The sequence below is a fragment of the Kitasatospora sp. HPM-01-4 genome, from assembly GCF_051374625.1.
Lineage (GTDB): Bacteria > Actinomycetota > Actinomycetes > Streptomycetales > Streptomycetaceae > Kitasatospora.
Genome location: NZ_JBPQGP010000005.1, coordinates 6,538,691 through 6,551,778, shown reverse-complemented (window position 1 = coordinate 6,551,778; position 13,088 = coordinate 6,538,691). Strand labels below are relative to the sequence as shown.

Sequence of the window (13,088 nt, the reverse complement as noted above, 5' to 3'; positions counted from 1 at the left end):
TGCACAAGCTCACCCCCGGTGTTGAATTGCGGCCACAGAGTCCCGTTTTCTGGACACCGCACACAAGGAGGTGGCGTTGTCGGAGCACGGTACGGACCTGGGGGGAAGCGCCGACACGGTGTGGCGGTTACGCTCGCGCGGCTGCTGGCGCGAGGCCGCCGAGCTACTGACACCCACCGCGGCACACGACCCCGGCGCCGCCCTACGCCGGGCCGAACTCCTCATCGAGCAGAGCCTGTTCACCGGGAGCAACTGGCAGGAGGCGGAGCACGCCCTTCGCCTCGCCGAGGCCGGGGCGGCCGCCCCCGACCAGCGGGCGGCCGCCGCCTGTGCACGCGGCTTCCTGGCCTACATCGCCAGTGTGCTCGGATCACGCGACCGGCTGGACGAGGCCCAGGCCGCGCTCGGCCGGACCTCCGCGCTGCTGCCCCCGGGTGCCCCCGGGCGGCCGCTGCTGGACTTCCGGCGCGGCCTGGTCGCGGAGAACCTGCTGCACGACCGGACCGCCGCCTGGATCGCCTACCGGCGGGCGCACGAGGGGGCCACGGAGCGCGGCGACGAGTTGCTGCGCTCGTACACCTGGGGGCACCTGGCGGCACTGGCGCTGGCCGCGGGCGACCGGGAGCGGGCCCGGGAGGGCTTCCGGGCCTCGCTGCGACTACGGGAGGACCTGGGGTTCACGGTGGGCGTGGCGCCCGCACTGGCCGCGCTGGCCCAGGTGTCGGAACCCGTCGAGGCCGCCAGGCTGCGCGCGGAGGCGGCCCGGCTGGTGCAGGCCCTGGGCGGGGTCCCGGTGTGGCTCGCGCGCCGGTTGAGCGCCGTTCCCGCATCCACGGCTCCACCGAACGGTCCCGTCGTACGGGGCGCCTAAGCCTCCATCATCTAAGGTGAGCCTAACCTGCCCGAGGGGAGCAGTGCCTCGGGCAGGTTCAGTCCTGCCGTCGCGGAGCTCACCGGGCTCCGGTCCACCCGATGGGGCCCGACCATGACCGTGAGCACCACCGTGGCCGCCGCGCCGACCGGGCCGGGCGCCCCGTCCGCACCGGGCGCGCGGACCGGCCCGGACTCACCCGCCGCCCCCCTGCTCCACAGCTACACCAGGCTCGGCCGGGCCTTCCCCGGAGTGCGGGTGCACACCGGACCGCCGCGCACCGGCCACGGCTGGCTACGGACCGCCGACTTCGTCCAGGACCCGGACGCCCTGCGGAAGTTGATCGCCTACGACGCCGCGCTCGGCCTGGCCGAGTACGGCGAGCCGCTGCGCCCGGACGTCGCGGCCGGATTCTGCCTGCACCGCTACAACTGGCCGGTCGCGCTGCTGTTCACGCTGCCGTGGCTGCTGGAGCACCGGGTGCCCCGGATCCCGGTGGAACGGGTGTCGATCCGCCGCAGTTCGGGTGAACTCACCGTCCAGCCACTCGGGTTCGCCTGCCTGCCGGACGATCCGGCGGCCACCCTGCCCGGCACCCGGGTGGTGCCGGACGAAGAGGCGCTGCGAGGCGAGCTGCTGGCGGCGCTCGCCGAGCAGCTGGCCCCGGTGCTGGCCGCGTTCCGCCCCGAACTGCGGCGCGGACCGCGCACCCTGTGGGGCATGGCCACCGACGACGTCGTCGAAGGACTCTGGTACCTCGGCAGCCTGCTGGACGAAGAGGCGGCGGCGGTGGCCGAGTTGCGACTGCTGCTGCCGGACGGCGAGCGCCGCCCGCCGTTCGTCGGCGGCGCCGGATTCCGTGCGGCCGGGCAACCGGACGCCCTCAAAGCCTGGACCCGCACCCGGACGAGCTGCTGCCTGTTCTACACCGTCCGCCCGGCCGAGGCCTGCTTCGGCTGCCCTCGGACGTGTACGAATCAGAGCTGATGCGGAACAGGTATCCGAGTTGGCCCTATTGATTTTCATATCATCGGCCCGAATTCTGCCCCGGATTCCCTCGCCATGATGCATTGCGGGTAAACCGGCCAAAACTCGCGACCACTTCCGCAATGATGTCCCTCACCGTCAACGCGGAGGAAAGCGAGACTGGTTCCGGCCATGAGACTGTTCCACATACCACTGGGCTGGGCCGCCACAGGCGTGGTCGCACTGCTGCTGACCGCCGTGCTGGTGGCCTTCGTCCGCACCAGATCCAGCGCCTCGACCGGCGGCTCGGATTCCTGGGAACGCTCCGAGGAACGCCGCCGCAGGAAGGAATCCCTGTACGGGGCGGCCTCCTACACCCTGCTGTTCTGCTGCGCCGCCGTCGCGGCCGCGCTCTCCTTCCACGGCCTGGTCGGCTTCGGCGTGCAGAACCTCGGCCTCTCCGACGGCTGGGAGTACCTGGTCCCGTTCGGTCTCGACGGTGCGGCGATGTTCTGCTCCGTCCTGGCCGTCCGGGAGGCCAGCCACGGCGACGCCGCACTCGGCTCGCGACTGCTGGTCTGGCTCTTCGCCGGGGCCTCGGCCTGGTTCAACTGGGTGCACGCGCCGCGTGGTTGGGGCCATGCCGGGGCACCGCAGTTCTTCGCGGGGATGTCGCTGTCGGCCGCCGTCCTGTTCGACCGCGCCCTCAAGCAGACCCGGGTGGCCGCACTCCGGGAGCAGGGTCTGGTACCCCGGCCACTGCCGCAGATCCGGATGGTCCGCTGGCTGCGGGCACCCCGCGAGACGTACGCCGCCTGGTCGTTGATGCTCCTGGAGGGCGTCCGCACCCTGGACGAGGCGGTCGAGGAGGTCCGGGACGACAAGCGCGAGGCCGCGCTCAACCGGGAGCGGCAGCGGCTCGCCGAGCGCCGCCAGCGCGCCGAGATCAAGGCGCTGGGCCGCCAGCACGGCTCGGTCTGGCGCTCACGCGGCGAGCACCGGCTGGCACCCCAGCTGCCCCCGCAGCTGGAGGCCGGCGGATCGGAGCCCGCCATAGCGGCAGCCGACGCCCCGGTCGCCGGCGCGGCGATCAGCCCGCCCGGCCTGCCGGCCCGCCAGGACCGCCGCAGCATCGACCTCACCCCGGACGAGGACACCGTGACCCTGCCGCGGCTGGACTCCCTGGAGCAGAAGCTCAAGGACCTGGAGGAGCAGTTCGGCTGACGGCGCCCGATCGGCCCGGGTTGAGCACAGCGGGTCGCGGGGAACCGGGTGGCACTCGGACCGACCGGCGATAGGGCCCGCGACGTCGCGTGCCGACCATCGCCGGTCGGTCTCAGCTCTCGGCGGAGAGCTCGAACCACATCCGCTTCCCCGTACCCCTGGGCTCCACGCCCCAGCCGTCGGCGAGGGCCTCGACCAGCATCAGCCCGCGCCCGGACGAGGCCTGCTCCCCCGGTGTGCGACGGGTCGGCCAGAGGTCCGACTCGTCCTCGACCTCCACCCGCAGCCTGGCACGCCCGGCCGGCTCACCGCCCTGGACCGGCTCCCGGTACAGCCGAGCGGTGAACATCGCGTCCCGGTCGGTGTGCCGGATCGCGTTGGTGACCAGCTCCGAGGCCAACAGCTCCGCGGTGTCCACCAGTTCGGCCACACCCCAGCGGCGCAGCGCGTCCCTCAGCTCACCGCGCAGCTCGGAGATCCGCGCCAGGTCCGCCTGCCCGATCCGGCGGCGCAGCTGCTGGGCGGCGAGCCCCCCGGCCGGACCGTCCCAGCGGAGCAGCAGCAGCGCTATGTCGTCCTCGCGCTCGGTGGAGTCCGCCGCCTGCGAGGCGATCCGGTCGGCCAGCACCTCCAGCGGGTCGTACGGCGACTCGCCCCGGGCCGGGAGGTCACCGGACACGGCGTCGCAGAGCCGGGCGAAGCCGGTGTCCAGGTCCATGCCCCGGGCCTCGACCAGGCCGTCGGTGCAGAGCACCACGGTCTCCCCCGGGTCCAGGCTGAACCGGGTGACCCGGTACTCCTCGTCCGGGTCGACGCCCAGCGGCAGTCCGCCGGCGACCGGGACGGGGGTGGCGCTGCCGTCGCCGCGGCGGACCACCGGGTCCAGGTGGCCGGCCCGGACCGCGTAGACCACGCCGTAGTCGACGTTGACCTCGGCATAGGTGCAGGTGGCGAAGTGGTCGGTGTCGAGGTCGGCCAGGAAGCGGGAGGCGCGGGCCATCACGGCGGCGGGCGGGTGGCCCTCGGCGGCGTACGCGCGCAGGGCGATCCGCAACTGGCCCATGATGCCGGCGGCGTGCACGTCGTGGCCCTGGACGTCGCCGATCACCAGGCCGACGTGACCACCCGGCAGCGGGACCACGTCGTACCAGTCGCCGCCGATCTGCAGCCCGGATCCGGCCGCCAGGTAGCGCACGGCGGTGGTGACGCCGGAGACCGACGGCACCGTACGCGGCAGCATCACCCGCTGGAGTCCGGCGGCGAGTTCGTGCTCGGCGTCGTGCAGCCGGGCCCGGGCCAGGGACTGGGCGACCAGGCCGCCGAGGGTGGAGAGCAGGGTGCGCTCGTCGGCGTCCAGCTCCCGGTCGTCGTCGAAGGCGAACACGCAGACGCCGATCGGTCTGCCGCTGGCCACCAGCGGCAGGTAGGCCCAGGCGCTGCGCGGGTTGCCGGGCGGGACCCGCTCCCAGTCCTCGGGATAGCGCTCGCGGTACTCCTCCCGGCTGGCTATGAACACCGGTGCACGGTTGCGGATCGCCTCGGCCGCCGGGTTGGCCGGGCCGAGCATCGAGCGGTCGTACGGGCGGACGGCGTCCGGGGTGTAGCCGCTGGCGCCCAGGATCTGGAGTCGGCCGGCCTCCAGTGAGGCGAGCAGCAGACCGTCCGGGGGCAGTCCGGGCAGTGGCAGCTCGGTGAAGACCCGCGCCACATCACGGACCGTGATGGCCTCGGAGAGCGCGCGGGCGGCCTCCTTGATGAAGCGTGAGCGCTCCTCGCGCAACGCGGCCAGCTCGCCGGCCCGCTCGCGCTTGTGCAGCTCGACGGTGGCGTCCCAGACGAACCCGACCATCCGGGACGGGCGGCCGAAGGCGTCCGCGAGCACCCGGCCCCGGAACCGTACGGCGTGCATCCCGCCGCCGGGGAACACCGTGCGGTAGTAGGCGCCGCACTGGCCGAGCTCGGCGACGGCGCGCTCGACCCGGCGACGGACGACCGGCGCGTCCTCGGGGTGGAGCATGGCCAGGAAGGCGGCGGAACTGCGGTCGAAGCGCTTGGCGTCCAGGCCGAGGATGGCGCAGGCCCGGTGGTCCCCCTCCAGGACGTCGCGTCGGATGTCCCAGTCGAACGAGCCGATGCCGTTCGCGGCCATCGCCGGTTCCAGCCAGTCCGGGGTGGAGTCACCGGTACGGGTGGGAAGTCCTCGCGGTGCCGCGGGCACGATCCGGCCGGCCGGCAGACCGGGTGCGGTGCGCAGCGCGCTGTTGCGCGCGGCACTCCGGGAGGTCTGGGCCGGTGGGGTGCGGCGCGCGGGCCCTTGCGGCTCGGGCTCAGTCGCCATGGTTCTCCTGCCGCTGCCGTGGCATGCCGTCCGGACGGACTGCGATGGCCGTGGGGTGGTGGGACGGTGTCACGGGTGGTGGCGTTCAGTCGAGGCTCGGAGCTCCCCGCTGCCTTCCCGGACACACATTCTCACTATCCTGTCGAATGTTCGGCAAGGCGGCAATGCCCGTGCCCGACAGGCCGTCCGCGGGAGTTCGACGGGGCCGCCCGCGCGAGCGTCTCGGGAGCGCGGGGCCTGCTCGCCCAACTGTGTGCTCGACCGGCCCGGTTCGGCCGTGCGCGGTCGCTCGCGCGCGTTCCACTCCCTGGGACGGTGCCGGCTCGGCCCGTCGAGGACCGCGACGAAGGTATGTGCCGCGCGCCCTTGGTGCCCGGCCCCACTGCCGTGATCGGCCCCATGCCGCTGCCCGGCCTCCCTGCCGTGAGCGGCCTCTCTGCCGTGAGCGGCTCGCCGTCGGCTGAAGCGGCGGCTCAGGGAAGAGCGAGCTCGAACCAGGTGACCTTGCCGTCCCCCCGGAGCTGTACGCCCCAGTCGTCGGCGAGCGCCTCCACCAACAGCAGACCCCGGCCCGAGGTGGCGAACTCGGCCGGGGTCCGGCGGCCCGGCAGCCGGGCGGTGCCGTCCTGGACCTCGATGCGCAGGCGCCGCTGGGAGGTCTCGGAGGTGAGGACGGCGTCGAAGACCGCCCCTCTGCCGGTGTGCACCAGCGCGTTGGTGACCAGCTCTGAGGCGAGCAGCTCGGCGGTGTCGGCGAGCTCCGGCACCCCCCACCGCTTCAGTGCGGCGCGCAGCCGGTGGCGTACCGCGCTGACCGCGACCACATCGGCCGGGTCCAGCGCGGCGTGCAGCCTGCGGTGCAGGGCGCAGCCGGGCTCGTGCGCCAACGGCAGGTTCTCGCCGTTTCGTCCGACGGGTGTGACCGTGTCGCTGTTCGAAGCCGTCCGCTGGCGCGGAAACCTCGCCTGACCATCCATCACCGTACGCCCCCACCCTTGTCCGGACGGCCGGCCACCGCGTCCCCCATCGGTCGGTCCGTCCAACGTTCTGCCGACCATCCTCATGCCCAGTCACGGCGGTTCGCAACAGTGCGTAGGCGGTCACCTGGTGTGAAAGCGGAGCTCGGAGGCTCCCGAGTGATCCTTTTCAGGGCCTGTGAGAGGTTTGCGAGCGCCGCACACGGTTTCCAACCGCATTTCAGTTCGACGGCAGGCCATTTTCGCGAGCTTCCGGCGAGCCCCGCAGCCAGAATGCGTCACCGTCCGGCGGGCGCGGGCCGTACCGCCCCGATGTTCGGCGAACGTCTGCGCGCCGGGGCCGCCCCGTTCACTTCTGCAGCACGGAGGTCACCCGCTGGAGGAAGCCGCGGAACAGGTCCCGCTCGGACTCGTCGAAGGCCGTCCACAGCGCCGACTCGATTCCGACCGCGCGCGCGTCGGCCTCCGCCACCACCGTCCGGCCGGCCTCGCTGAGCCTGGTCACCAGCACCTTTCCGTGCAGCTCGGAGGGTTCGCGCTCGATCAGCCCCTTGGCCTCCAGATTGGCCAGCACGCCCGCCATGGTCTGCGGGGTGACGGCCGCCCCGCGTGCCAGCTGGGCGCCCGACATCCCGGTCCGTTCGGTCAGCTGGAGCAGCACCGCGTACTGCGGGACCGTCAGGTCGAGTTCGCGCAGCGCGTCGGACTTGGCCGCCATCATGGCCTGCTCTGCCTGCTTGATCGCGAGCCCCAGGCGCAGCTGGGAGCCCTGCGGTCCGGCGAGCAGCTCGGCGGGGTCGGTGGTCATGGGCCGCAGCCTCTCCTTCGCTCGCGCTCGCTCTGTCGGCGCTGGTACCGGTACTGGTCGTGGCCCTTTCGGGCCCCGACCAGTATGGCTCCACGGGCCGTGCCCACCGGGCCGGGGAGGCTCAGCGCACCCGCAGCACGTACTTGCCGATCGCCGTGCGCCCCTCCAGCCTGCGGTGCGCCTCGGCGACGCCGTCCCAGTCGATCTCCTGGAACTCCGGCCGCAGGGTGCCGTCGGCGACCAGGCGCAGCCCCTCCTCCAGGTGGGCGCGCAGCAGGTCGGGACGGCGGGCCAGGACGCCGCCGAGGTTGTAGCCGGCGAGCGTGAAGCTGTCGTACCAGACCTGGTTGGCCTCCAGTGTGACGTCCCGGTCGGCGGCGTTGCCGATCACCACATGGCGCCCGAGCACCGCGAGCAGCCCCCTGACCTGCTCGCGCGGCTCGCCGCCGACCGAGTCGATGACCGCGTCGAAGCCCCGGCCCTCGGTCAACTCGTCCAGCTGGTCGGCGAGTTCGCCGTAGGTCAGCGCCCGGTCGTAGCCGGCCGCGAGGGCGCGGGCGGCGCGCTCCGGGGTACCGGCGGCGCCGACCACCAGGGCGGCGCCGTAGCTGCGGGCGAGCCGGCCGAGCAGCAGACCGAGGCCGCCGGAGGCACCGAGGACCAGGACGCGGTCGCCCTTCTCGATCCGGGCCGCGCCGCGCAGGGTGCCGACGGCGGTGGCCGCGTTGCAGGCCGTGGCGGCGGCCAACGCCGGGTCGAGACCGGTGAGTTCACCCTCCAGCGGGACCGTGGTGACGGCACCGGCGACGACGCGCTCGGCGTTGCCGCCGAAGCCCGTCGGCACCGCGACCACCGGCTGGCCGACCCGCAGACCGGTGACGCCCGGGCCGAGTCCGGCGACCGTGCCGGCCACCTCCAGTCCGGGGACGGCGGGCAGCGGCAGCTGGAACTGGCCGCGCCGGAACATCACGTCGGCGAAGTGGACACCGGCGTGGCTGACATCAATGACGACCTCGCCCTCTCCCGGCTGCGGGGCCGGCACCTCGGCGATCTCCAGGACCTCGGGACCACCGGTGCGGGTGTAACGGACAGCGCGCACGGCTGCGCTCCTCACGACTCGGACGTACTCGGAAGCACTCGACCCTGCGCGGGCCGAGCTGCAAGGCGCCTTGGCTATTTGCAAGGCACCTTGGTTATATCAGGTACCTGATACGAATCCGTAGCCGAATACTCGATTGCGACACCCGACGCGCCGATGACTTCGCCGCGGGCAACGCTGGACATGGCGACCCGGCGCGGGTTCAATGGCCGCAGAGCTGTTTGAACGACGTTCTAACCAGCTCGGCGGTCACTCCGGCTCCGGTACCGACCGCCCCGACACCGGCTCCACCGGCACCCCCGCGAGCGAGGAACCGTGCGACTGACCCCCACCGAACGGGACCGGCTGCTGATCTTCACAGCGGCCGAACTGGCCCGCGCCCGGCGCGCCCGGGGCGTCCGCCTCAACGTCCCCGAGGCCACCGCCCTGATCGCCGACACCGTCTGCGAGGCGGCCCGCGACGGCCGCCGGCTCGCCGAGGCGATCGAGGCCGGGCGCAGCGTGCTCACCGCGGACGACGTGCTGCCGGGCGTACCCGACGTGGTCACCACCATCCAGGTCGAGGCGGTGTTCGAGGACGGCACCCGGCTCGCGGTGGTCAACGACCCCTTCAAGGGCGCCGGTTCGCTCGGCGAAGAGGCTCCCGGCACCGTCCTGGTCGGCGCGGGCGAGGGCTACGACCCGATCGAGGAGGCGGTCGTACTGCTGGTCCACAACACCTCGGCGGTACCGATCTCGGTCACCTCGCACTTCCACTTCTTCGAGGCCAACCCCCGGCTGGCCTTCGACCGCGAGGCCGCCTACGGCACCCACCTCGCCGTTCCGGCCGGCTCCTCGGTCCGCTTCGACCCGGGCGCCACCGTGGAGGTCGGCCTGGTACCGATCGGCGGCGAGCGCGTCGCGATCGGCTTCGCCGGCCTGGTGGACGGCCCGCTGGACGCTCCCGGCGCCCGCGAGGCCGCCCTGGCCAAGGCCCGTGCCACCGGCTACCTGACCACGTTCGACGATGCGGAGGTCGAGTCGTGACCGCCCCCACCCCCGACGACGCTGCCGCCCCGCGGGGAACGACGCCCGCGTCCTCGGCCCCGACCCCGATCGACTGCCCGGAGGCGGGAGCATGACCGCGATCACCCCCCATGACTACGTCTCGGTCCACGGCCCCCGCACGGGCGACCGGATCCGCCTCGGCGACAGCGGCCTGATCGTCCGGGTCGAGTCCGACTCGCAGGCGCCCGGCGAGGAGTTCCTGGCCGGCTTCGGCAAGACCGCGCGCGACGGACTGCACCTCAAGGCCGCCGCCGTCCGCGACACCTGCGACGTGGTGATCAGCAACGTCCTGGTGATCGACGCGATCCAGGGCATCCGCAAGACCTCGATCGGCATCCGGGACGGCCGGATCGCCGCGATCGGCCGCGCCGGGAACCCGGACACCCTGGACGGCGTCGAGGTGGTGGTCGGCACCGGTACCACGATCGTCTCCGGCGAGGGACTGATCGCCACCGCCGGCGCCATCGACACCCACGTCCACCTGCTGTCGCCGCGCATCATGGAGGCCTCGCTGGCCTCCGGCGTGACCACGATCATCGGCCAGGAGTTCGGGCCGGTCTGGGGCGTCGGGGTCAACTCCCCCTGGGCGCTGCGGCACGCCTTCAACGCCTTCGACGCCTGGCCCGTCAACATCGGCTTCCTGGGGCGCGGTTCGTCCTCCGACGCCGCCCCGCTCGTCGAGGCGCTGGCCGAGGGCGGTGCCTCCGGTTTCAAGGTGCACGAGGACATGGGGGCGCACACCCGCGCGCTGGACACCGCGCTGCGGGTCGCCGAGGAGTACGACGTCCAGGTCGCCCTGCACACCGACGGGTTGAACGAGTGCCTGTCCGTCGAGGACACCCTCGCCGTGCTGGAGGGCCGCACCATCCACGCCTTCCACATCGAGGGCTGCGGCGGCGGGCACGTCCCCAACGTCCTGAAGATGGCGGGCGTGGAGAACGTCATCGGCTCCTCCACCAACCCGACCCTGCCGTTCGGCCGGGACGCCCTGGGCGAGCACTTCGGCATGATCGTCTCCGCCCATGACCTCAAGGTCGACCTGCCCGGCGACGCCAAGATGGCCCGCGACCGCATCCGGGCCGGCACGATGGGCGCCGAGGACGTACTGCACGACCTCGGGGTCATCGGCATCACCTCCTCCGACGCCCAGGGCATGGGCCGGGCCGGCGAGACGGTGCGCCGCACCTTCGCGATGGCCGGCAAGATGAAGGCCGAACTCGGTCCGCTGGACGGCACCGGCTCGTACGGCACCGGCGCGGGCGGCGACGACAACGAGCGGGTGCTCCGCTACATCGCCAAGCTCACCATCAACCCGGCCATCGCACACGGGCTTTCGCACGAGGTCGGCTCGATCGAGGTCGGCAAGCTCGCCGACGTCGTGCTCTGGCGTCCCGACCACTTCGGCGCCAAGCCGCAGCTGGTGCTCAAGGCCGGGTTCCCCGCGTACGGGGTGGTCGGCGACCCGAACGCCTCCACCGACCGCTGCGAACCCCTGGTGCTGGGACCGCAGTTCGGCGCCCACGGCGCGACGGCCGCCGACATCTCGGTCGCCTTCGTCGCCCAGGCCGCCGCCGAAGCCTCCTACCTGGACGTCGCCGGCGACCAACTGCCCACCCGCAGGCGGCGCGTGGGCGTCCGGAACACCCGGGGCATCGGCCCGCGCGACATGGTCCGCAACGCCCGGATCGGCCATGTCGAGGTCGAGGCCGACACCGGTCTGGTCTCCCTGGACGGCTCGCCGCTGCGCTCCGCCCCCGCCGACAGCGTCTCGCTGAGCCGCCTGTACTTCCTCTGACCCCGCGACGCCCCTTCCCTGCCCTCAGTGGCCCCACCCGCTGACCTCGCGGCGTCCCACCCGCCCCCGCAGTGTCCCGCCCCACCTCGCTCCGGACCTAGGACCTCCCCCATGACGACTCCCGCCCCCCTCGGCTTCCGGATGCCCGCCGAGTGGCACCCGCACGAGCGCACCTGGATGGCGTTCCCGACCGACAACCCGACCTTCGACACCCCGGAGCACCTGCACGCCGCCCGCGAGGCCTGGGCCAGGGTCGCCAACACCATCGTCCGGTACGAACCGGTCACGATGATCGTCAACATCGGCGAGGCCGAGGCGGCCCGCCGCTACGTCTCCACCGGGGTCGAGCTGGTCGAGCGCCCCCTGGACGACGCCTGGATGCGCGACATCGGCCCCACCTTCCTGATCGACGGCAAGGGCGAAACCGCCGCCGTCGGCTGGGTGTTCAACGGCTGGGGCGCGCAGTCCTGGGCCCGCTGGGACAACGACCAGCACATCGCCGAGAGGATCACCGAGCTGGCCGGCGTCCGGCGCTTCGCCTCCGAGCTGATCAACGAGGGCGGTGGCATCCACGTCGACGGCGAGGGCACCGTCCTGGTCACCGAGACCGTCCAGCTCGGCGAGGGCCGCAACTCCGGCTGGACCAAGGAGGCCGTCGAGGCCGAGCTGCACGCCGAGCTCGGCACCACCAAGGCCATCTGGGTCCCGCGCGGACTCACCCGCGACTACGACGAGTTCGGCACCCGAGGCCACATCGACATCGTCGCCTCCTTCGTCCGCCCCGGCACCGTCGTGGCCCACGTCCAGCCCGACCCGGCCCACCCCGACCACGAGGTCTGCAAGGAGATCACCGCCATCCTGCGCGCCTCCACCGACGCCGCCGGCCGCCGACTGGAGGTCATCGAACTCCCCGCCCCCACCGTCCTGACCGACGAGGACGGCGAGCCGGTCGACTACTCCTACGTCAACCACTACGTCGCCAACGGCGCCGTCATCCTCTGCGCCTTCGACGACCCCCGCGACCAGGTCGCCGCCTCGATCCTCGGCGAGGCCTACCCCGACCGCAAGGTCGAACTGGTCGACGCCCGCGAGATCTTCGCCAACGGGGGCGGCATCCACTGCATCACCCAGCAGCAGCCCAGGGCCTGACGTCTCCTCAGATCGGGGCGGCGCACAGGAGCGATTCACCCATGAGCCTCCGCGCCGCCCCGAGTTCGGTCAAGGCCGGTCGTCGCACCTTGACCGATCGCCCCCGATCTTGCAGGCGGACCGCTACCTTCTGTACCGGAGGTGACGGAATGTCAGAATCGCGGCCATGCACGGCGTGCGCCGGCCAGAGGGGCACCGAGAAGGTGCAGCACACCTGCGGAGGGGCCGGGGTGGTGACGGGATGAGGCTCATTTTCGTCTGTCAGGAGTGCTCGATCCGCTATCTGCCACCCGTCGGCCTGCGGTACGGGAACGGCACGGCCGCGAGCGTGGTCTGGTGCGCCGAGTGCCAGGCTGAGATGGCCGCGCGGGGCGTCGAGGAGTCACCCGCACTCGCGGCGCTGGCCATGATCGCGGCAGTACGGGCGTTGAAGGACGCGCTCACCCGCCGCACCGAGGCCGCCGCCCCGCTCCCGGACCGGCGCCCGTCCCAGCCGCCGCGCACCAGCCGAGGTCGGATCCGGCCCAACAGCGGGCGCACCCGACTCCACTGACGGCAGTCACGACGAAGACGCCCCCTGCCTCCCGAAGGAGAGCGGGGAGCGTCGTGTCCACGGACACACGAGGGCGACTGTTGACAGGACCAGTACGCCGAAGCCGCTCAGCACGGCGACCGCCGCGATCCCGGCACTGCGCGGTGGGCATTCACCATGAACCGGTGCAGCCGCTCGGATCCGGACGGTACCGACGTCATGCGACTTCCCTCGTACCGTCATCGTTGGCGGCCGCGTGACCGTGATCGGCGCGCCCGATCA

Annotated in this window: 11 protein-coding genes; 7 read left to right on the top strand and 4 right to left on the bottom strand. The window is 72.8% G+C overall.

Going from position 1 to position 13,088, the window contains the following annotated elements; translation table 11 throughout:
* The first annotated feature begins 76 nt into the window (after window positions 1–76).
* The 3 genes from ACSMTC_RS28630 (at window position 77) to ACSMTC_RS28620 (ending at window position 3,061) form a co-directional block, all read left to right on the top strand.
* Window positions 77–871 carry a hypothetical protein gene (locus ACSMTC_RS28630; RefSeq protein ID WP_436562596.1) on the top strand — a complete coding sequence of 265 codons (795 nt, stop codon included), beginning with the start codon at window positions 77–79 and terminating at the stop codon, window positions 869–871.
* A gap of 114 nt (window positions 872–985) precedes the next feature.
* Entirely contained in the window at window positions 986–1,858 is an 873-nt protein-coding gene (locus tag ACSMTC_RS28625) for a (2Fe-2S)-binding protein (RefSeq protein ID WP_436562595.1), read from the top strand.
* 171 nt (window positions 1,859–2,029) lie between these two features.
* Window positions 2,030–3,061 carry a DUF2637 domain-containing protein gene (locus tag ACSMTC_RS28620; protein ID WP_436562594.1) on the top strand — a complete coding sequence of 344 codons (1,032 nt, stop codon included), beginning with the start codon at window positions 2,030–2,032 and terminating at the stop codon, window positions 3,059–3,061.
* A gap of 112 nt (window positions 3,062–3,173) precedes the next feature.
* Here ACSMTC_RS28620 and ACSMTC_RS28615 read toward each other — a convergent pair whose 3' ends face one another.
* From ACSMTC_RS28615 to ACSMTC_RS28600, 4 genes are all read right to left on the bottom strand, one after another.
* Window positions 3,174–5,399: a SpoIIE family protein phosphatase gene (locus ACSMTC_RS28615; protein ID WP_436562593.1), complete on the bottom strand. Its 2,226-nt coding sequence runs from the start codon at window positions 5,397–5,399 to the stop codon at window positions 3,174–3,176.
* 473 nt (window positions 5,400–5,872) lie between these two features.
* Window positions 5,873–6,286 carry an ATP-binding protein gene (locus ACSMTC_RS28610; RefSeq protein WP_436562592.1) on the bottom strand — a complete coding sequence of 138 codons (414 nt, stop codon included), beginning with the start codon at window positions 6,284–6,286 and terminating at the stop codon, window positions 5,873–5,875.
* Between the two features lie 439 nt (window positions 6,287–6,725).
* Window positions 6,726–7,184: a MarR family winged helix-turn-helix transcriptional regulator gene (locus ACSMTC_RS28605; RefSeq protein WP_436562591.1), complete on the bottom strand. Its 459-nt coding sequence runs from the start codon at window positions 7,182–7,184 to the stop codon at window positions 6,726–6,728.
* 121 nt (window positions 7,185–7,305) lie between these two features.
* On the bottom strand, window positions 7,306–8,283 hold the full coding sequence (locus ACSMTC_RS28600; RefSeq protein WP_436562590.1) for a quinone oxidoreductase family protein: 978 nt from the start codon (window positions 8,281–8,283) through the stop codon (window positions 7,306–7,308).
* A 315-nt stretch (window positions 8,284–8,598) separates the two neighbouring features.
* Between ACSMTC_RS28600 and ACSMTC_RS28595 the strand changes: the two genes are divergently transcribed.
* The 4 genes from ACSMTC_RS28595 to ACSMTC_RS28580 all read left to right on the top strand — a co-directional run bounded on the left by ACSMTC_RS28595 (window position 8,599) and on the right by ACSMTC_RS28580 (window position 12,827).
* On the top strand, window positions 8,599–9,309 hold the full coding sequence (locus tag ACSMTC_RS28595) for an urease subunit gamma (protein ID WP_436562589.1): 711 nt from the start codon (window positions 8,599–8,601) through the stop codon (window positions 9,307–9,309).
* 91 nt (window positions 9,310–9,400) lie between these two features.
* Entirely contained in the window at window positions 9,401–11,125 is a 1,725-nt protein-coding gene (locus ACSMTC_RS28590; RefSeq protein WP_436562588.1) for an urease subunit alpha, read from the top strand.
* Between the two features lie 111 nt (window positions 11,126–11,236).
* On the top strand, window positions 11,237–12,274 hold the full coding sequence (locus ACSMTC_RS28585) for an agmatine deiminase family protein (RefSeq protein WP_436562587.1): 1,038 nt from the start codon (window positions 11,237–11,239) through the stop codon (window positions 12,272–12,274).
* Window positions 12,275–12,515: 241 nt separating this feature from the next.
* The gene (locus ACSMTC_RS28580; protein WP_436562586.1) at window positions 12,516–12,827 is read left to right on the top strand and encodes a hypothetical protein; all 312 of its coding nucleotides are present in this window, start codon (window positions 12,516–12,518) and stop codon (window positions 12,825–12,827) included.
* The last annotated feature ends 261 nt before the right edge of the window (window positions 12,828–13,088 follow it).